We start from the raw sequence: 18,601 nt of genomic DNA, 5'->3' as shown, positions 1-18,601 counted from the left end.
CGGACCAACCCGAGGACGAACGACGCCCGAGCCCCGAGGTGGGACGACGTCCGAGGCGCCGACTTCACGGGGTCGCGGACGGTCAGTACGCCGTCCCCGCGCACGCGGAGCGGGATCGCGACGCCCTTCTCACGTCCGAGAACGTCGCGATCTTCCCGGACTCCCCGCTGCTGCCGCGCTCCTGCTTATTACCCCGGCCGCCGCCGGGCGGCCGTGCTCAGGCGGCGCAGAACTCGTTGCCCTCGGGGTCCCGCATGACCCACCAGTGTCCGGCGGGGCCCTTGTCCTGTTCCTGGACGCGGGTCGCGCCGAGCTTCTCCAGGCGGGTGACGAGCGCGTCCAGGCCGCCGGGCTCGCTGTGGACGTCGATGTGCAGGCGGTTCTTGCCGGACTTTCGTTCGGGGACGTCCTGGAACAGCAGCCGGCGGCCATGGCCGACGCCGCTGGTCTCGTCGAACGGGTCGTCGGGATGGCGGATCGCGGCGTAGCCGCGGAAGGTCTTGCGGCCACGGTGTTCGACGACCGCCTCCTCGGGGAGCCGCCCGGCGGCCAGGAGTCCCTCGATCAGCGTGGACGGGTCCTCCACCTCGTATTCGAGGGCCGCGGCCCAGAAGTCCGCGAGCGTGGCCGCGTCCGTGCTGTCGATGACCAGCTTCCAACCCAGTGCCATGTGATCAGTTATACGTCGTCGCGGCTGCGGCGGGCACGGCGACCTGGGCGGATGCGGCCCCAGGGCTTGGCGACCGCAAGGACCGTCGCGAGGGTCAGCGCCGTCAGGGAGACGGCGGGCGGGTAGAACAGGTTCGAGATCGCCGCGGGTTCGGACGCGCCGCCCGGCAGGTCCCGGCCGTAGTCGCCGACCTCCCCCATGCCCGGTCGCAGCGCCACCAGGATGAGCGTGCACAGGACGAGGTTGAGGACGAGCTTGACGGCCACCCACCAGTAACGCAGCAGCCCCCAGCGCGTGCCCGACCCCAGGATGAGGCCGGTGAGCAGGCAGAGCAGCCCGCTGCCCAGCATCGGCCACACGACGAACGTGGCCAGGGCCTCGTAGGCCAGCCCGCGCACCTCGACGTCGGTGCCGTACCTTCCGGTCAGTACCAGCACCGCGACCATCACGTCGATTCCGATCCACGCCCCGGCGGACACGATGTGCGTGACCAGCACCGTCTTGCGCCAGCGCCGTCCGAGATCGAACCAGGCGTCGGTGCGCCGCACGGTCTTCGTTGCCGCCATGTCGTCGTCACGTCCTTTCCGAGGAACCGTCACTCCCGACGATCGCGGCTCGGTGTCCGGATGCCGTCCCCTGGACGACGACATTCGCGGTACCACGACCGGCGCAGGGCACGGGCCGCGGCTACGCCGGGCGGGGTAGCGGAGTGCCAGGATGGGGATCATGGAATTCGCCGATCCTCCGGCGAGCGCGGCCTGGGAGCATCGGGGCGCTCGTGCCGGATTCGAGGTGCTCCGGACGACCCACAGGCCCGATGGCTGGACGCTGCGCGGCACGACCACGGCCGTCGAGGACGGGATGGCCTGGGTCGTGGAGTACGTGATCGAGGTCGATGAAGGGTGGCGTGCGCGGCGGGCCCGTGTCCGTCACCCGCACGGCGACGGCGAGGTCGTCCTGGAGAGGACGGCGGGCGGTCGGTGGCTGGTGGACGGCCGCCATGATCCGGCCCTCGACGGTTGTGTCGACGTCGATCTGGAATCGTCCGCGGTGACGAACGCGCTGCCCGTCCACCGGCTGCGGTTGGGCGTCGGGGAGGCCGCGGAGGCACCGGCGGTGTACGTCCGGGCCGCCGATCTGACCGTCGATCGCCTGGGCCAGTCGTATGCGCGGGTGGCCGACACCGACGGACGCCGGTCCTTCGACTACGCCGCCCCGGCCTTCGATTTCGCCGCACGTCTGGTCTACGACGAGTCAGGGTTCGTCGTGGACTATCCCGGGCTCGCGGTCCGGTATCCGTCAACGCCCTGACCGAGGAGATGATGGTGACTTCCGCCTGGCCGATCCGTGTGCCGGACGCCGTGCTCGTCGATCTCAGGGGGCGGCTGGACACGACCCGCTGGCCCGACGACATCGGCAACGACGACTGGTACTACGGCGTGAACCGCGCCTACCTGCAAGAACTCGTCGGGTACTGGCGGGACGGGTACGACTGGCGCAAGGCCGAGGCCGCGCTCAACGCCTACGAACACCACCGTGTCGGCGTTGACGGGGTGCCGGTGCATTTTCTGCGCAGGGCGGGCGTGGGGCCGGCCCCGGTCCCGCTGATACTCACGCACGGGTGGCCCTGGACGTTCTGGCACTGGTCCAAGGTCATCGATCCGCTGGCCGATCCGGGGGCGTACGGCGGCGACCCGGCCGACGCGTTCGACGTGATCGTCCCGTCGTTCCCCGGGTTCGGGTTCTCCGGGCCGCTGCCGAACCACCCGGACATGAACTACTGGAAGGTCGCCGACCTCTGGCACACGCTCATGACCCGCGTCCTCGGCCACGAGCGGTACGCCGCGGCGGGCTGCGATGTCGGGGCCCTCGTGACCGGGCAGCTCGGCCACAAGTACGCCGACGAGCTGTACGGCATCCATATCGGCTCCGGGTTGCGGCTCGACTTCTTCAACGGTGACCGGGCCTGGGATTTCAGCGGCGGACGGCCCATCCCGGACGGCCTGCCCGCCGAAGTCCGGGCCCAGGTCATCGCGTTCGACAAGCGGTTCGCCGCCCATCTCGCCGCGCATGTGCTGGGCCCGAGCACCCTGGCGTACGGGCTGTCCGACTCCCCCGCCGGGATGCTCGCCTGGATCCTCCAGCGGTGGGTGAGCTGGAGCGACAACGGCGGCGACATCGAGTCCGTCTTCTCCAAGGACGACCTGCTCACCCACGCGATGATTTTCTGGGTGACGAATTCGATCGGCACGTCGATCCGCACCTACGCCAACAACAACCGGTATCCGTGGACGCCGTCGCACAATCGGTGGCCGGTCGTCGAGGCACCCACCGGCATCACTTTCGTCGGCTACGAGAACCCGCCGGGAGTGAGCACCGCAGACCGGATTCAGCATTTCCTCGACAGCGACCGGGCCGCCTGGTACAACCACGTCAATCTCACCGTCCACGATAAGGGCGGCCATTTCATTCCCTGGGAGATTCCCGGTGAATGGGTCGACGATCTGCGGCGAACGTTCCGGGGCCGCCGGTAGCGGTTTCGCCGCGAAGTGCGGGGAACGGTTCGGGGATGCGCGCCGCGTTGGTGACACCGCTTTCGGGGCCGCTCGCCGAATTCGGACGGGCGGGGGCGGCGGCTCTGCGCCTGTGGGCCCGATCGGCGGGACGGGTGGAGTTGAGCGTCCATGACTCGGCACCGGGCGTGTCCCAGGCGTTGGCCGACGCCTTGGACGAGCGCCCCGACCTGCTGTTCGGCCCCTACGGCACCGGGCAGGCCACCGCGCTGGCCCGCAAGACCGACCGGCTGGTCTGGAATCACGGCGGGGCGGGCGACCGGCTCAGCAACCACGCCCATGTGGTGAACGTGCTGTCGCCGTGCTCGTCGTACTTCACGGGCGCGGTCGAACTGCTGCACCGGGAGATCGCTTCGCTGACCGTCCTGCACGGAGAGACGACGTTCGGACGTGAGGTCGCGGCCGGGGCCGAGCGGGCGGCGACCGGCCGGGGCCTGACCGTGCGGCGGGCCGGGTTCGCGCCGGGGTCGGCGGAGGAGGCGGTCCGGAACGCGCCGGAGGCCGGCGCGGTCATGATCGCCGCCGGGTTCGCGGACGAGCGTGCCGCCGCGCGGCTGCTGCCGGAACGGCCGTGGCGAGCGTGCGTCCTGGTCGGCGCGGGCGAGGAGAACGTGCTGGACGAAGCGCGTGAGGGGCTGATCGGCCCGACGCAGTGGCTGGCGGACGAGGCCTGGGAACCGGACGAAGGCCCGGACGCGGGCTGGTTCGTCCGGAACTACGTCGCCGCGACGGGCGCCGACCCGCCTTATCCCGCGGCGCAGGCGTTCGCGGCCGGGGTGATCGCGTCCCGGTGCGCACGGGACGTGGGTGACCTGGACGACGACGCGCTCCGGGCGGCGGCCTCCGCGCTGACGTGCACGACCATGTTCGGCCGGTTCGAACTGGACGCGTCGGGCGCCCAGGTCGGGCATCAGATGCTCACGGTCCAGTGGCAGGACGGCCGCAGGCGCACCGTCTGGCCTCCCGAACGGGCGCGAGGACGCCGGGTGCGGGCACTCCGCGGGCACCTCCACGTCCCGCACACCGCCGACCTGCGCATCGAGGCGTGGGCGCCGACACGCGAAGGATGCGTCACCGAAGCCGTGTCCGGTCTCGTGGGAAGCTTCGCGGACACCACCGATGTCCGACCACAGCGCACCGACGTCCTGAACGTGCCACCGCAGCCGGACCCGGACCTGCTCGTCGCCGTCCTCGACGATGTGATCTACCGGCTCGAAGTTCACGGCGAACTGGTCCTCGACGCGGAGATCACCACAGCGCCGGACGGCGGGCTCACGGCCGGCCTGAAACTCGGCGACGCGACGAAAGTCACCGCCATCGGCGCGATCCCCAAGGCCGTGTCCCTGCACGAACTACGCCTGACCCGCGACCCGATGACGGACGCCTGGTCCTGCGCGGTCACCATCGACGTGTGACGGTCACTCCGTGATGACGCCCACCCATCTAGCGAGGGATCCTCCGGCAGAGTCCCGCACCCTCCCGACCACGACCACGACGGCCGTGTCACCGCACGAATCGCGCTCAAGCCGCGACTCGGCGGCGGGAGGGCTGGTCCCACCGAGTCACGATCGACGTGTGATGGTCAGCCTTTGACGACGCCGAGCGGCTCCAGGCGGGCGATCTTGCGGCAGAGTCCGGCGCCTTCGCCGGCCTCGACCACGGCGGACACGTCCTTGTAAGCCTCCGGCGCCTCCTCCGCCAGGCCACGCCAGGACGAGGCGCGGACGGCGATGCCGTTCGCCTCCAACCGGGCCCGCAGCTCCTTGCCCTTGACGCCGCGGGCGGCCTGGTGGCGGCTCTGCGTCCGTCCGGCCCCGTGGCAGGTCGAATAGAAGGCCCGCCCGTTCGGCACGCCGGCGAGGACGTACGACGCCGTGCCCATCGTCCCCGGGATCAGCACCGGCTGGCCCGCCTCGCGCAGGTCGGGCGGCAGGTCGGGATGGCCCGGCGGCAGCGCACGGGTGGCGCCCTTGCGGTGCACGCACAGGCGGCGCCGCTCGCCGTTCACGGCGTGGTCCTCCATCTTGGCGAGGTTGTGGGACACGTCGTAGACCAGGTCGAGGCGCGCTCCGGCGGCCCGCCGGAACACCCGCCGCGCCGCCTGCGCGAGCAGTTGCCGGTTGGCGCGGGCGTAGTTGGCGGCGGCCGCCATGGCGCCCAGGTAGGCGCGTCCTTCGGGGGAGTCGACCGGCGCGCAGGCGAGCTGCCGGTCCGGGACCTCGATGCCGTACCGGGACATCCGCGCCTCCATCGCGCGGACATGGTCGGTGCAGATCTGGTGCCCGAGCCCCCGCGACCCGCAGTGGATCATGACGCAGATCTGGTCCCGGCGCAGCCCGAACGCCTCCGCGACGGCCGTGTCGTACACCTCGGCGACCCGCTGCACCTCCAGGAAGTGGTTGCCGGAGCCGAGGCTGCCGACCTGCCCGGCGCCGCGCTCCATGGCCCGTTCGCCGACCTGCCCCGGGTCGGCGTCGGCGACGGCGCCGCCGTCCTCGCAGCGCAGCAGGTCGCGCTCGTCGCCGTGGCCGCGCTCGACCGCGTACCGCGAGCCGCCGGTGAGGATGCCGGTCAGCTCCTCCGGACCGGACGGACGCCAGACGGCGCCGCGTCCCATGCCACGCGGGACGGCCGGGTCGAGACCGTCCATCACGTCTTCCAGGACGGGTTCGAGTTCCGCCGCGTCGAGATCGGCCGCCATGAGCCGGACCCCGCAGGAGATGTCGAACCCGACGCCGCCGGGAGAGACCACGCCGCCGTCGCCCGGGTCGGTGGCCGCCACGCCGCCGATCGCGAAGCCGTATCCGAGGTGCACGTCCGGCATGGCGTACGACGCGTCCACGATCCCGGGCAGCGTGGCGACGTTCGCGACCTGCCCGATCGCGTTGTCGGCCGTGCCGAGCAGTTCCGGTGAGGCGAACACGACACCGGGGACGCGCATCGCCCCCGACGGCTCGATCCGGAACCGGTACGGGCCGTCCTGCACCAGGGGCACGGGCACGGTGGTCATGGCACGGTGGCGTGCCGTGCCAGGTACCGGTCGAACCATCGCACGGCCATCGCGGTGACCTGCTCCAACGTGCCGGGCTCCTCGAACAGGTGCGAGGCCCCCGGCACGATCTCCAACTGGTGGACGGCGTCCCGCATCCGTCCGGACGCCTCCTCGTTGAGGCGGAGCACCTGCGGGTCGCGGGCCCCGACGATCAGCAGGACCGGCGCGGCGACCCGTTCCAGCGCACCGCCCGCGAGGTCGGGACGACCGCCGCGCGACACCACGGCCCTGACCTGTTCGGAACGTTCCGCCGCCGTCCGCAACGCGGCGGCGGCGCCCGTGCTCGCGCCGAACAGCCCGATCGGGAGACCGGCCGCCCGCGGCGCGCCGGCGGCCCAGTCGACCGCGCCGGTGAGCCGCCGGGTCAGCAGGTCGATGTCGAAGCGGAACTCGCCGGTGAAGGCGTCCGTCTCGTCCTCGTGCGGGGTGAGCAGGTCGAACAGCAGCGTGCCGATGCCCGCCTCGGTGAGCCCGGCGGCGACGGCCCGGTTGCGCGGGCTGCGCCGGGAACTGCCGCTGCCGTGCGCGAAGAGCACCACGCCGAGCGGCTCGTCCGGCAGGGCGAGATCACCCGGAAGCGCCGCGCCCTGGAGGTCGATCGTCACTTCTGCGGTGTTCATACCGCCGGGCTACCCGTCGGACGGCCCGGCATTCCGTTTCCGGTGGACGGTGAAGAACCCGACCAACGCGGCGATCGCGGCCACGGCCTCCCCCACCAGACTGATCGTCTTATCGGCGTACCAGGACGGGTCGTACATGCGCGGAATTGGACCGAGCCGTCCGAAATCGACGTAGTAGTAGAGCAGCACGGCCCCGGCGGCGCTCGCCGCGACGACGAACGCGAGCGCGTACGTCCAGCGGCGCGCCCAGAACAGGACGAGCAGGCCCGCCACGGCGGCCGCGATCGCCTGAGCGCGGAAGAGGTCGTCTCCGGGGATGGTGCCGCTCGGAGTGTTGGGTCCGGGCGCCATGTCAGGAGCGAACCGCCAGTGAATGATGGCGTCCGCAGCCAGCCCCCCGGCCACGAGTACACGAAGAAGAATGCCCATACCCATGGCACGGGGATACCCATTCCACGGATCAAATCCGCGCGCCGGAACCTTCGGGAAAGTCGGAGACCGCGGAACGATCAGTTCGGTCGGGCGGCGCCGCGGGCGGCGCGGACCCGGCGATGGCTCCAGTAGAGCAGGGCGAAGAGAATGAAACCGGACAGGATCAGGCCGGAACCGGTGCTCCAGCCGGACAGCGGCAGTTCCGGGACCAGGCCCCAGGCCACACCCGCGGCGAACAGCGCCAGCCCGGTCAGGATCGAGCCCGTGAGGCGCCACCACGAGGTCACGCTCTCCTCCGCGGCCTGGACGGCGCGTATCCGGACGGGCTCGACATAGCGGTCGAGGGTGGGGAACTCGCGGGAGAGGATGAGGAGCCCGGCCAGGACGAGCAGCAGCCCCGGCCCCGGCAGCACCAGCAGCGCCACGCCGGTGAGCAGGATCAACCCGCCGACGACCATCATCACGCCGCGCTTGGCATGCCTCCGGTACCCCATCGTTCGCCTCCGTCCCGTGGTGCCCCCAGCCTAGATCCACAACGGTGCACCCGAGCGGTAACCCCCGGTGACCGGCGGTTTCGCGGAGTGTGGAGGGATTGGTCAGGTATGCTCCGGGAGCCCCTCCTCAGGAGCAGAGCCAACCGATGACACAGACACCCGAGGCTTCCGTCGCGGGCGACAACACCGTGGGACACGCACCGGAGCACCCGCCGGAGCGCCCGCCCGAGACGCGCCGGACGGCGGGCGGCGCGGCCCCCCGGGGACGCGATCCGCATCTGGACAACGCCAAGTTCCTGGCCATCCTGCTCGTCGCGACCGGGCACGGCGTGGCGGGCCTGGACGATGTCGCACTGGCCTCGGCGATCTACTACTTCTTCTACCTGTTCCACATGCCGGTGTTCGTCATGATCAGCGGCTATCTGTCGAAGCGGTTCACGCTCACCGACGACCGGGTCGTCCGGCTCCTCGGCGCCACACTGGCCCCCTACGTGATCTTCCAGACGGCCTACAGCCTGTTCGCCTGGGCGTTCGGGGACCGCAAGTTCGAGATCGAACTGCTGAACCCGTACTACATCACCTGGTTCCTGCTGGCCCTGTTCGTCTGGCGGTTGCTCACGCCGATCTGGCGGCGGGCGCGGTTCCCGCTGGCGGGGGCCGTGCTGGTCGCCCTGCTGGCGTTCATGAGCGATCTCGGCGGCACGCTGGACATCTACCGGATCCTCGGGCTGATGCCGTTCTATGTGCTGGGGCTCACGCTGCGGCCGGAGATGCTGGAGATCGTCCGGCGGCCCGCCGTCCGGGTGGCGGGCGCGGTGACGCTCGCGGCGGGGTTCGTCGTCGCGTTCCTCGCGTATCCGCGGATGGACGCGCGATGGATCCGGTGGACGCACTCCAACGCCGACATGGGCGTCGGCGAGCTGACCGGCACGGCGATGCGGATGGGGCTGCTCCTCGCGGGTGTGGTGCTCATCGCCGCGTTCCTGGCGGTCGTCCCGTCCCGGCGGACCTGGTACACCGACCTCGGCACCGGAACCCTGTACACCTACCTGCTGCACGGCTTCCTGACGCGGCTGTTCACGTTCGCCGGGTGGAACGACCCGGGCTGGCTGCACGGCGTTCCGGGCGTGCTGCTGGTCGCGGTGGTGTGCTGCGTCGTCGCGACGCTGCTGAGCACCGGCCCGGTCCGCCGGATGACACGCTGGGCGGTAGAACCGGACATCAGACCACTTTTCGCCAAACAGTGACCATCGGGTCACCAATCGTTCGCGCCGGTCATCCGCCCATCACAGCGAGCCGCAAGATCGCCGAAACCCTCACATAACCCGGCAGACCGGGTACAGTTAGGCGGCAGTTCATCCCCGCGTGCATCCATCGCCCTGCTCTGCGCCGAGGCCCCGACGCTCCCATGGATCACCGGGCACAGTAACAAATTTCACCAGGTGGCCGATTTCGGTCACTGGACGGAAAAGGACGGTCGGATTGGTCATGGCGCCGCAGGGCGGACAACACACCGTTGCCGTCATCCTGGCGGGTGGCAGCGGGCAGCGAATGGGCCTCAGCACCCCCAAGCAGCTCCTCAAGATCGCCGGCAAGACGATTCTGGAGCACACCCTGGGCGTCTTCGAGGAGTCGCCCGACATCGACGAGATCCTCGTCCTGATGAACCCCGGCTTCCTGAACGACGCCGCCGACTGCGTGAAGAAGGCGGGCTGCACCAAGGTCACCGCCGTCCTCCCAGGTGGGACGTCTCGGAACGCTACAACGCAGCTCGCGCTCGACGCGCTCGCCGACCACCCCGCCGAGACCACCAACGTGCTGTTCCACGACGCGGTGCGCCCGCTGCTGTCCCAGCGGATCATCCGCGACTGCGTGACCGCGCTGCGCGAGCACCGCGCCGTCGACGTCGCCATCCCGTCCGCCGACACGATCATCCAGGTCGACGAGGACGTCATCGTGGACGTGCCGCGCCGGGCGAACCTGCGGCGCGGGCAGACCCCGCAGGGCTTCCGGCTCGCCACCATCCGCGCCGCCTACGAGAAGGCCTGGCGCGACGAGAACTTCGAGGCCACCGACGACTGCTCGGTCGTGCTGCGGTACCTGCCCGGCACCCCGATCTACGTCGTCCCCGGTGACGAGCACAACATGAAGGTCACCGAGCCGGTCGACATGTTCGTCGCGGACAAGCTGTTCCAGCTCGCCTCGTCCGACGCCCCCGACCTGGCCGAGGACGAGTACGCCGACGCGCTCGCCGGAAAGACCATGGTCGTGTTCGGCGCGAGCCAGGGCATCGGCGCCGCCCTCGCGGACCTCGCCCAGCGGTTCGGCGCCCGTGTCTTCGGCTACAGCCGCGGCGCCACCCGCACCCACGCCGAACGTCCCGACGACGTCGCCGCCGCGCTGGCGCAGGCGTACTCGGCGACCGGACGCGTCGACTTCGTCGTCAACACGGCGGGCGTGCTGCGGATCGGGCGGCTCGACGCCATCGACCCCGAGGCGATCGAGGAGGCGCTGCGGGTCAACTACCTCGCGCCCATCCACATCGCCCGCGCCGCGTTCCCCTACCTCGCCAAGACCGGCGGGCATCTGCTGCTCTACACGTCCAGCTCCTACACCCGCGGGCGCGCCGAGTACAGCCTGTACTCGTCGGCGAAGGCCGCGACCGTGAACCTCACGCAGGCCCTCGCCGACGAGTGGTCGGCCGACGGCGTGCGCATCAACTGCATCAACCCCGAGCGGACCAGCACCCCCATGCGCACGCAGGCGTTCGGGCAGGAGCCCCCGCACACGCTGCTCAGCGCCGACCAGGTCGCGCGGACGTCGCTGAACGTCCTGCTGTCCGGCCTGACCGGCCAGGTCATCGACGTCCGTCGCGAAGACCCCCTCACCGGTGGCCGCACCACCTGACGGCCTCCGCCGTCCCCCGTCCCCCGCGCATCCGCCACCCCCGCGGGGCGGATGCCCCCGACCCCTCATCGCCGCCCCCAGGCCGCGCTGACCAGATGGAGGTGTACCGTGCGGCGACTCGTCCCCCGGTACTCGAAGCTTCTGCGGTTGTCCACGGTGTTGTCCCTGCCCGTCACGCTCACGCTGCTGATCGGGGCGGCCGTGGCGGGATCCCCCGGCTGGTTCCTGGCCGCCGCGGTCGCGACGTACCTGGCCGAGCCGACCGTCTTCCGGCTGTTCGCGGAGGCCGACCGGCCACTGCGCTGGGGTGACCTGGGCGCCGGCGCGCGCCTCCTGATCCGGCAGGGCGCGTTCGTGCTGCTGTTCGCCCAGGCCGGCGGCGTCGGCGACGCCACGGTCGCGACCGCCGCCATCGGCCTGTTCGCCCTCGACTGGCTGCGCGCCGGAACGCTGATCGGCGCCACCGCCCTGCGGCGCGGCAACTCGCTCCCGTACGCCACCCGCAACCTCGGCGCGGGCGAACCCGCCTACCCGAAGGCCGAGCCCCGCTGGCATGTGCGGCTGATCGCCCTGGTCGAGAGGTACGCCGACGCCCTTCCCGTCCTGGCCGGCGCGGTCGGGCTGCTGGTGGACGTCCCCGCGCTGCTGGTCGCCGGACTGGTGCTCGCCGCCGCCACGATGCTGGGCTCCGTCGGCTGGCAGACGCCGAGGCTGAAGCAGATGCGCCGCCTGGCCAACGGCAAGCGTGTCGGACGGGACGTCCAGCGCCGCGTGAGCGAGTACGGGCCCGAGGTCGTCCTGTACTTCACCGGCACCGCCGTGAACGCCTACCAGGGCAACATGTGGTTGGAGACCCTGGAGCGCCTCAACCGCAAGGCGATGGTCCTCGTCCGGTCGCCGGAGGTCGTGGCCGCGCTCGCCCCCACCCGGCTGCCGATCGTGTGCATCTCCCGGGCCGAGGACATGATGAACTTCGACTGGACCACCGTCCGGGTGGCCCTGTACACCGGCAACACCGGCAAGAACCTCCACCTGCTCCGCGAGCCGGACATCAAGCACGTGTTCGTCGGGCACGGAGACAGCGACAAGGACTCCAGCTCCAACCCGGTCAGCAAGGTGTTCGACGAGGTGTGGGTCGCGGGCCCGGCGGGCCGCGACCGTTACCGCAACTCCGAGGCGGGCGTCCGCGACGAGGCCATCGTCGAGGTCGGACGCCCGCAGCTCGCGGGCATCACCCAGGGGCCGACCGGCAACGAGGTGCCGACCGTCCTGTACGCGCCGACCTGGGAGGGCTGGGACAGCGACCACAGCTATTGCTCGCTGCTCCCGATGGGCGAAAAGATCATCGGCGCGCTGCTGGCGCAGGGCCCGGGACTCCGCGTCATCTACCGCCCGCACCCGTACACCGGCACGCGCATGGCGTCCGCCGCGGCGGCGCACCGGCGGATCGTGGCAATGATCGAGCAGGCGAACCAGGCGGGCGGCGCGCACCGGGTCGTCACGGGGGCCGAGGCGTCCCTGCACGACTGCTTCAACCGGTCCGACATGCTGATCACCGACATCTCCAGCGTGATCTCCGACTACATGCCGAGCCTGAAGCCGTACGTGGTCACCAACCCGCACGGGGTGGACGACGCGCGGTTCCGCGCCGACTTCCCGTCGGCCTCCGCCGCGTACCTGCTCGGTCCCGGCTGCGCCGAACTGACCGACATCCTCGCGGTCGCGACGACGCCCGGCCGTGACCCGCTCGCCGACGACCGCGCCGAACTCCGCGACTACCTGCTGGGCCCCGCGGAGCCGGACGCGATGACCCGGTTCGCCACGGCCGTCGACACGCTCGCCGAGGCGGGTCCGCGATCAACGAAGTACGCGCTACCAACTCCGCGGGTGCCCGACCCGGCATAAGGTGTCGGTTGACGGGTCGAAGACCCGTCAACACCCCGCTGTGACCCTGCCGAGGCACCCATGACACAACCGCTGGTCAGCGTGATCACCCCGGTCTACAACTGCCGGGACACGGTCGCCGCGGCGCTGGAGTCGGCGTTCGCCCAGTCGTTGCCCCCCGAGCAGATCGAAGTGATCGCCGTCGACGACGGGTCGACCGACGGCAGCGCCGAGCTGCTGGACGAGCTGGCCCGCGTCCACGACCGGTTGACGGTCATCCACCAGACGAACACGGGTGGGCCCGGCGCGCCCCGCAACCGGGGCCTGGAGGTGGCGACCGGGGAGTTCGTGTTCTTCCTGGACGCCGACGACGCGCTCGGGCCCGAGGCGCTGGAGCGGATGACGGCGATGGCGCAACGCAACGGCACCGACATCGTCCTCGGCAAACAGGTCGGAACGGGCGGACGCCGCGTGCCGCCGATCTTCGAGGAGACGATCGAGCGGACGCATGTGCTCGACGAGGACTGCGACCTGCTCCCCAGAATGTCGATGGCGGCGCTGCAACTGTTCCGCCGCTCGCTGATCGACAAGGCGGAGCTGCGTTTCACCGAGGGCATGCTGTCCCACGAAGACCATCTGTTCACCACCGGCGCGTACCTGAACGCGAGCGGGGTGTCCCTCCTCGCCGACTACGACTGCTACTACTGGGCCGCCAGGGCGGACGGGACGAGCACCACCCAGCTGGGCGGCGCCTCGACCGCCGACGTCCACGCCGTCACGGCGGAGGCGATGGCGATGATCGCCAAGCGCACCGACCCCGGGGAGAAGCGGGAGCGTCTGCACTACCGCTATCTCCACCAGGAGGTGTTCACCCGGCTCGAACGGCGCTACCTGGACGCCTCCGACGAGGAGCGCGAGACCGCCCGGAAGGGGTGCCGGGAGCTGCTCAACGCCTGGCTCACGCCTGGGCTGTTGGCTCGTTACAACACCCTGCGCCGCGTGGTCGCCCACTGCGTCCTGCAGAATCTCGACGCCGAACTCGAAGAGATCCTGCGGTTCCACCGCGATGGGCGGCGTCCGGAAGTCCTTCTTGAGGACGGGCGCGCGTACGCCCTGTACCCCTATTTCCGGCAGCGGGGCATCCCCGACGAGAGCTACGAGACGCCGGTGAAACTCCGGGCCACCGTGACCGGGGTCGCGGGAGGGCAGGCGGGGCTGGTGGTCGACGGTACCGTCCTGATCCCGGGCGTCACCGAGGGGACACCCGAGGTCCATCTGATCGCGGAGCACAGCACGGGTGCCCGCCACCGGTTCCCCTGTACGACCGGTGCCGGCGACCTGTCCGAGGCGGGACGCGCGACGGCCTTCACTGGAACGATCGATCCTCCGGCGGCCTCCTGGCCGGACGGCCGATGGGCGCTGAGCGTGGAGGCGGTCATCGAGGGCCACACGCTCACCGCGCCGCTGAGCAAGCCTGCGGACGTGCCCGTCCCGCACGCCTTCCTGGTCCCCGCGGACGGCGACACCGCGCGTCTCGTCCGTCCCCAGCCCGCCACCTCGGGGCATGGCAGGCTGCGGATGAACGTCGGCGCCACGCTCACCTCCTCCGATCTACGCGACGTCGAGGTCGGCTGGATGCCGCGCCGCCGGCTGCGGGTGGCGGTCGAGGCGCCGTCCGGTCCGGGGGCCGACATGAGTGTGGTGCTCCACCGTCCCGGCGCCGCCGACGCCGCGCTTCGCGTTCCGCTGACACCCGACCCGGACCGTCCGGCACGCCGTGTCGCCGAGATCCCGCTCGCCGGTGTCCGGCCCGGGTCGTGGCGGGTGGCGGTCCAGATCGACGGATCGGGGGACCCGGTCAAGCTCCGCGTTCCGGGCGGCGAGATCCTTGGACCGGTGACCGCGTCCGTGTTGCCGCCGCGCCGTGTCCATGTCAAGCCCGATCCGATGACCGTGCTGGTCAGGGTGCCGCTGGCGGCCCGGCTGAAGCGGGTGCTGCGGCGCCTGTCCCCCGGGCGGGCGCGGTCGGTCCGATGAACGATGGGAAAGGCGGGGCATGAGCCGGATCATTCCGAGCGCGCAGGTCGACCCGAGCGCCGAACTCGGTGCGGGCACCACGGTGTGGGACCTCGCCCAGATTCGCGAGGACGCGCGGCTGGGCACGGGCTGCATCGTGGGCCGTGGCGCCTACATCGGCGCCGGTGTGCGGATCGGCGACAACGTCAAGATCCAGAATCACGCGCTGGTCTACGAGCCCGCCGTCCTGGAGGACGGTGTCTTCGTCGGCCCGGCCGTCGTGCTCACCAACGACCGGGAGCCCCGCTCGGTGGACCCGGACGGGAAGCTCAAGCGCGGAAGCGACTGGGAGGCCGTCGGCGTGCACGTCGCCGAGGGCGCGTCGCTCGGCGCCCGGAGCGTGTGCGTCGCGCCGATCCGGATCGGCGCGTGGGCGATGGTCGCGGCGGGGGCGGTCGTCACCCGCGACGTGCCCGACTTCGCGTTGGTGGCCGGGGTCCCGGCGCGCCGGATCGGCTGGGTCGGCAGGGCCGGGGCCCGGCTCGTCCAGCTTCCGGACGGGACGTGGGAGTGCCCCCGCACCGGCGCCCTCCACGTCGAGAGCCCGGACGGTTCCTCCGGCACGGTCCTGGCGGAGAAGGCGCCCGGCACGCGCCCATAGCCGGAGTCGCGGTCAGGCCCGGCCGTCGAGGGTCTTGTCCATCCGCATCGTCACCGGGACGTCGGGGTGCCGGCGGGCCAGCCGCCAACCGAGCGGCACCCCCCACCGGTCGGCCACGATGACCCGGACGACCCCGGTCATGTCGATGCCGGGCATGACCCGCCGCCGGGCGATCCTGGCCAGGAGCAGCGGCCGGATGTGCTTGTAGACCGGCAGGTACAGCTTGCGGTGGACCCACTTGCTGCTCTTGCTCCGTACGCGGTCGAGCTTCCTGCCGGGGCGGCCGAGCAGCCTCGTCGGCAGGAAGACGACCCGGGGCGCCCGGATGACGACGGCGTTCTCCAGCCACGTCAGCGGGTGCTTGGCCTCGAGTTCGTGAAGCTGGTGCAGCCTTGCCCGCTCGTCCAGTTCGTCCCAGCCTCGTTTGGCGGTGACCAGCTCGACCTCGGCGCCCTCGTCCAGGAAATGGGCGGCCATGTCGATGACCGAGTCGCGCCTGCCGCGTCCGGGGGCCAGGGCCAGCAGCAGCACCCGCGGAGCCTGCACACCGCTCATTACGTCGCCTCCCACCGTGGTCATCCTCGTACGGCGCGCTTGCGGGCGGCCAGTTCCGTCAGCCGTTCGACGAGCGGTTCCAGCGTGACACCGCGCTCGTAGCGGTCCGCGCAGGCACGGGCCGCGTCCACCTGCCGCTGGTCGAGCCCGGTCGCCGCCTTCGCCGCCTCGACCATCGAGGAGGCGATGCCCGCCGGGTCGAGCCCGCCGGGGTTGAACCACAGCGGATAGTCCTTCAGCAGCGCCTCGGCCGCCCCGCCCGGCGCGTGGACCGACACGATGGGCCGGCCGGCCGCCATGTACTCGAAGATCTTTCCGGTGGTGACGTACTTTCCGCCGCCGTTGAGGAACACCAGCACGTCGGAGTCGCGGTAGACGTCGACGAGTTCGGTCTTGGACACCGGCCCGCAGTACCGCACGCCCGGCGCGAGGACCTGCTCGTCCTCGGACATCTCGATGCCGGTCGCCTCGGCGAACCGCCGCCGGATGACCTCCACCGAGCCCCGGAAGAACCCGAAGTATCCGTACAGGTTGAGTTCGGCGCCCGCCACGTCGGGATACTCGCGGGCGCGGGCGAAGCCCTCCAGCATCTCCTCGATGGGCTGCACGTCGGTGACCGTGCCGACGAAGGAGAACCGGAGTGGACGATCACCAGGTGCCCGCGCGATCGGAGGCGGCTCGACATGCCCGGCGAGCGTGTCGGCGTCCCATCCGTTCAGGACGGTCATCATCCGGTCGGCCGCCTCGGGGTACCGCTCGGCGTGCCACTCCCGCTGCGCGTCGTTCACGTACACCGAGTTGGCCGCCGCCTTGAGCATCCGGCGCTCCCACCGCCAGGCCGGATGGTCGTCCTCGTACCTCGCCTCGCCCTTGAACTGGTCGAGCGTCCACGAGTCGCGGTAGTCGATGATGTAGGGGGTGCGGGTCAGTTTGTTGAACAGCCACGCCGCGCCGAACGACGCGAACGGGTTCCCCGTCGCCAGCACCAGATCGAACCTGCGCCGCGCGTGCATTCGCAGTGCCTTGGCGACGCTGGCGCGCGCCCAGGACAGGTACCGGTCCGGGAAGACGCTGTTCTGGCCCCACATGTGCAGGGAGTGCGCCAGGTGCGGGAACCTGCCACGGAAGCCGCTGAAGTCGCGCAGGTCCGTCTGCCACGTGTACCGGTTCAGGTTGGGCCGCACCAGCCTGATCCGGGGGTCGATGGTGTCCATCAACTTCTCGTCGACCGACCCGATGGTGTCGTACAGGAACGGCAGCGGCGCCGCGAAGACCGTGACGTCCCAACCCTCTTCGACGAGCCGGTTGGCGGTGGCGCGTGGCCGGTAGACACCACTGGCACGGGACGGCGGAAAATAGAAGGCAAGGTAAAGCAGGCGCGGGCGGCGACGTGGCATGAAACCAGATTTTACAGGTGTCCGGAATCACATATGACATCACCCGGTCTAGTAGGTGCCTATTTGAGGGCAAATTCAGGGCGTTGTCGTCCACTGTGCCCGAATCGTGGGGTTCTGCCGTCGGTGGACCGTGCCGCGCGGCCCCCGCAACGATGAATCCGAGAACCCCCATAGGGTGGGCAGCGCCCGGACGGACACGGTGAATTCCCTACGGAGAAGGCACGATGACCCTCACTATCCTCAGCATCGTCGGCGCTCGGCCACAGTTGGTGAAGCTGGCGCCGATCGCCTCCGCGCTGGCCGCGGAAGGCCATCGGCATGTGATCGTGCACACCGGCCAGCACTATGACGCCGACCTGTCCGACGTCTTCTTCGCCGGGCTCGGCATCCCCGACCCTGACGTCCACCTCGGTGTGGGCTCGGGCAGCCACGGTGTCCAGACCGGTGCCGTGATGGCCGCGCTGGACCCCGTACTGGACGCCGAGCGCCCCGACTGGGTCCTGGTGTACGGGGACACCAACTCGACGCTGGCCGGGGCCGTGTCCGCCGTCAAGCAGCACCTCCCGGTCGCGCACCTGGAGGCGGGCCTGCGCTCCTTCAACCGCCGTATGCCGGAGGAGCACAACCGGGTCCTCACCGACCATGCCGCCGACCTGCTGCTGGCCCCCACGGAGGAGGCGGTTCGCCACCTGGCCGCCGAGGGCCTGGCGGAGCGGACCGTCCGTACCGGGGACGTGATGGTGGACGTGTGCCTGCGCGTGCGCGACGCGGTCCTGGCCGGCCAGGCCCCCGCCCCCGAGCTGCCCGAAGGGATCGACCCGGCCGAGCCGTACCTGGTGGCCACGCTGCACCGCGCGGAGAACACCGACGAGCCCGAACGGCTCGGGTCGCTCGTCGACGCCCTCGCCGCCCTGCCCACGCAGGTCGCGCTGCTCGCCCACCCCCGCCTGGTGGCCCGTGCCGAGCAGCACGGGATCAAACTCGCGCGCGGCGCCGTCCGGGTCGGACGGCCGCTGCCCTACGCCGGGCTGGTCGCGGCCGTGCTCGGCGCGCGGGGCGTCGTCACCGACTCCGGCGGCCTCCAGAAGGAGGCGTTCCTGCTCGGCCGCCCCTGCACGACCCTCCGGACCGAGACCGAATGGGTCGAGACCCTTGAGGACGGCTGGAACGAACTGGTCGCCGACCCGGGATCGCTGAGTCAGGCCGCCTGGACGGCCATCGCGACGCGCCCCGCGCCGGACGCGCCGCGCGGCACTCCCTACGGCGACGGCCGCGCCGCCGAAGCCGTCGTGCGGACACTGGTCGAGCACGCGCGCCGCTGACCCGGCGGCCGGGGCGGG

17 protein-coding genes are annotated in these 18,601 nt (G+C 71.2%); 9 read left to right on the top strand and 8 right to left on the bottom strand.

The features are described 5' to 3' along the window. Positions 1-217 precede the first annotated feature (217 nt). Positions 218-670 (bottom strand): VOC family protein, encoded by a 453-nt coding sequence (locus tag BZB76_RS32820; protein ID WP_121438307.1) that lies wholly within the window; start codon positions 668-670, stop codon positions 218-220. 8 nt (positions 671-678) lie between these two features. Next, positions 679-1,236 (bottom strand): hypothetical protein, encoded by a 558-nt coding sequence (locus BZB76_RS32815; RefSeq protein ID WP_121438306.1) that lies wholly within the window; start codon positions 1,234-1,236, stop codon positions 679-681. A gap of 160 nt (positions 1,237-1,396) precedes the next feature. On the opposite strand from BZB76_RS32815, the gene BZB76_RS32810 reads away from it, so the two are divergent. The 3 genes from BZB76_RS32810 to BZB76_RS32800 are packed head-to-tail and all read left to right on the top strand — an operon-like array spanning position 1,397 to position 4,658. After that, on the top strand, positions 1,397-1,981 hold the full coding sequence (locus BZB76_RS32810) for a putative glycolipid-binding domain-containing protein (protein WP_121438375.1): 585 nt from the start codon (positions 1,397-1,399) through the stop codon (positions 1,979-1,981). 8 nt (positions 1,982-1,989) lie between these two features. Next, a complete protein-coding gene (locus tag BZB76_RS32805) occupies positions 1,990-3,204 on the top strand; it encodes an epoxide hydrolase family protein (protein ID WP_211343307.1) in 1,215 nt (404 codons plus the stop codon). A gap of 35 nt (positions 3,205-3,239) precedes the next feature. Beyond that, a complete protein-coding gene (locus BZB76_RS32800) occupies positions 3,240-4,658 on the top strand; it encodes an archease (RefSeq protein ID WP_121438305.1) in 1,419 nt (472 codons plus the stop codon). 167 nt (positions 4,659-4,825) lie between these two features. Here the strand turns inward: BZB76_RS32800 and BZB76_RS32795 are convergent, their stop codons facing one another. The 4 genes from BZB76_RS32795 to BZB76_RS32780 all read right to left on the bottom strand — a co-directional run bounded on the left by BZB76_RS32795 (position 4,826) and on the right by BZB76_RS32780 (position 7,841). Then, positions 4,826-6,253: an RtcB family protein gene (locus tag BZB76_RS32795; protein ID WP_281273935.1), complete on the bottom strand. Its 1,428-nt coding sequence runs from the start codon at positions 6,251-6,253 to the stop codon at positions 4,826-4,828. Next, positions 6,250-6,915 carry a dienelactone hydrolase family protein gene (locus BZB76_RS32790; protein ID WP_121438304.1) on the bottom strand — a complete coding sequence of 222 codons (666 nt, stop codon included), beginning with the start codon at positions 6,913-6,915 and terminating at the stop codon, positions 6,250-6,252. Before BZB76_RS32790 ends, BZB76_RS32795 begins: the two co-directional genes overlap by 4 nt. Positions 6,916-6,924: 9 nt before the next feature. Next, positions 6,925-7,266, bottom strand: coding sequence for a hypothetical protein (locus tag BZB76_RS32785; RefSeq protein WP_121438303.1), 342 nt, complete (start codon positions 7,264-7,266; stop codon positions 6,925-6,927). Positions 7,267-7,424: 158 nt separating this feature from the next. Next, on the bottom strand, positions 7,425-7,841 hold the full coding sequence (locus BZB76_RS32780; protein WP_121438302.1) for a PGPGW domain-containing protein: 417 nt from the start codon (positions 7,839-7,841) through the stop codon (positions 7,425-7,427). A 146-nt stretch (positions 7,842-7,987) separates the two neighbouring features. Between BZB76_RS32780 and BZB76_RS32775 the strand changes: the two genes are divergently transcribed. The 5 genes from BZB76_RS32775 to BZB76_RS32755 all read left to right on the top strand — a co-directional run bounded on the left by BZB76_RS32775 (position 7,988) and on the right by BZB76_RS32755 (position 15,309). Next, positions 7,988-9,088, top strand: coding sequence for an acyltransferase family protein (locus BZB76_RS32775; RefSeq protein ID WP_121438301.1), 1,101 nt, complete (start codon positions 7,988-7,990; stop codon positions 9,086-9,088). A 241-nt stretch (positions 9,089-9,329) separates the two neighbouring features. Continuing rightward, on the top strand, positions 9,330-10,748 hold the full coding sequence (locus BZB76_RS32770) for a bifunctional cytidylyltransferase/SDR family oxidoreductase (protein ID WP_121438300.1): 1,419 nt from the start codon (positions 9,330-9,332) through the stop codon (positions 10,746-10,748). A 108-nt stretch (positions 10,749-10,856) separates the two neighbouring features. After that, positions 10,857-12,653, top strand: a complete 1,797-nt coding sequence (locus BZB76_RS32765; protein ID WP_170180877.1) for a CDP-glycerol glycerophosphotransferase family protein — start codon at positions 10,857-10,859, stop codon at positions 12,651-12,653. Positions 12,654-12,713: 60 nt separating this feature from the next. Beyond that, positions 12,714-14,669, top strand: coding sequence for a glycosyltransferase family 2 protein (locus tag BZB76_RS32760; RefSeq protein ID WP_121438298.1), 1,956 nt, complete (start codon positions 12,714-12,716; stop codon positions 14,667-14,669). 19 nt (positions 14,670-14,688) lie between these two features. Further along, positions 14,689-15,309: an acyltransferase gene (locus BZB76_RS32755; protein ID WP_121438297.1), complete on the top strand. Its 621-nt coding sequence runs from the start codon at positions 14,689-14,691 to the stop codon at positions 15,307-15,309. 12 nt (positions 15,310-15,321) lie between these two features. Here the strand turns inward: BZB76_RS32755 and BZB76_RS32750 are convergent, their stop codons facing one another. Together BZB76_RS32750 and BZB76_RS32745 are read right to left on the bottom strand one after the other, a co-directional pair. Next, positions 15,322-15,864 (bottom strand): hypothetical protein, encoded by a 543-nt coding sequence (locus BZB76_RS32750; RefSeq protein WP_121438296.1) that lies wholly within the window; start codon positions 15,862-15,864, stop codon positions 15,322-15,324. Positions 15,865-15,884: 20 nt separating this feature from the next. After that, positions 15,885-17,261, bottom strand: coding sequence for a glycosyltransferase (locus BZB76_RS32745; RefSeq protein ID WP_121438295.1), 1,377 nt, complete (start codon positions 17,259-17,261; stop codon positions 15,885-15,887). Between the two features lie 224 nt (positions 17,262-17,485). Here BZB76_RS32745 and wecB point away from each other — a divergent pair, with 224 nt between their 5' ends. Next, positions 17,486-18,583 (top strand): non-hydrolyzing UDP-N-acetylglucosamine 2-epimerase, encoded by a 1,098-nt coding sequence (gene wecB, locus BZB76_RS32740; RefSeq protein ID WP_121438294.1) that lies wholly within the window; start codon positions 17,486-17,488, stop codon positions 18,581-18,583. Positions 18,584-18,601: the final 18 nt, after the last annotated feature.

Origin of the sequence: Actinomadura pelletieri DSM 43383, from assembly GCF_003634705.1 — a bacterium.
Taxonomy (GTDB): Bacteria; Actinomycetota; Actinomycetes; order Streptosporangiales; family Streptosporangiaceae; genus Spirillospora; species Spirillospora pelletieri.
The sequence above is the reverse complement of the archived record's forward strand: the minus strand, read 5'-3'. Positions and strand labels throughout refer to the sequence as shown.

Excerpts from the sequence above, each read along its gene's own strand:
- BZB76_RS32805 (WP_211343307.1), top strand. The coding sequence starts at position 1,990 with ATGATGGTGACTTCCGCCTGGCCGATCCGTGTGCCGGACGCCGTGCTC.
- wecB (WP_121438294.1), top strand. The coding sequence starts at position 17,486 with ATGACCCTCACTATCCTCAGCATCGTCGGCGCTCGGCCACAGTTGGTG.
- BZB76_RS32815 (WP_121438306.1), bottom strand. The coding sequence starts at position 1,236 with ATGGCGGCAACGAAGACCGTGCGGCGCACCGACGCCTGGTTCGATCTC.
- BZB76_RS32795 (WP_281273935.1), bottom strand. The coding sequence starts at position 6,253 with ATGACCACCGTGCCCGTGCCCCTGGTGCAGGACGGCCCGTACCGGTTC.
- BZB76_RS32820 (WP_121438307.1), bottom strand. The coding sequence starts at position 670 with ATGGCACTGGGTTGGAAGCTGGTCATCGACAGCACGGACGCGGCCACG.
- BZB76_RS32775 (WP_121438301.1), top strand. The coding sequence starts at position 7,988 with ATGACACAGACACCCGAGGCTTCCGTCGCGGGCGACAACACCGTGGGA.
- BZB76_RS32755 (WP_121438297.1), top strand. The coding sequence starts at position 14,689 with ATGAGCCGGATCATTCCGAGCGCGCAGGTCGACCCGAGCGCCGAACTC.
- BZB76_RS32750 (WP_121438296.1), bottom strand. The coding sequence starts at position 15,864 with ATGAGCGGTGTGCAGGCTCCGCGGGTGCTGCTGCTGGCCCTGGCCCCC.
- BZB76_RS32800 (WP_121438305.1), top strand. The coding sequence starts at position 3,240 with ATGCGCGCCGCGTTGGTGACACCGCTTTCGGGGCCGCTCGCCGAATTC.
- BZB76_RS32785 (WP_121438303.1), bottom strand. The coding sequence starts at position 7,266 with ATGGCGCCCGGACCCAACACTCCGAGCGGCACCATCCCCGGAGACGAC.
- BZB76_RS32760 (WP_121438298.1), top strand. The coding sequence starts at position 12,714 with ATGACACAACCGCTGGTCAGCGTGATCACCCCGGTCTACAACTGCCGG.
- BZB76_RS32770 (WP_121438300.1), top strand. The coding sequence starts at position 9,330 with ATGGCGCCGCAGGGCGGACAACACACCGTTGCCGTCATCCTGGCGGGT.
- BZB76_RS32745 (WP_121438295.1), bottom strand. The coding sequence starts at position 17,261 with ATGCCACGTCGCCGCCCGCGCCTGCTTTACCTTGCCTTCTATTTTCCG.
- BZB76_RS32810 (WP_121438375.1), top strand. The coding sequence starts at position 1,397 with ATGGAATTCGCCGATCCTCCGGCGAGCGCGGCCTGGGAGCATCGGGGC.
- BZB76_RS32790 (WP_121438304.1), bottom strand. The coding sequence starts at position 6,915 with ATGAACACCGCAGAAGTGACGATCGACCTCCAGGGCGCGGCGCTTCCG.
- BZB76_RS32780 (WP_121438302.1), bottom strand. The coding sequence starts at position 7,841 with ATGGGGTACCGGAGGCATGCCAAGCGCGGCGTGATGATGGTCGTCGGC.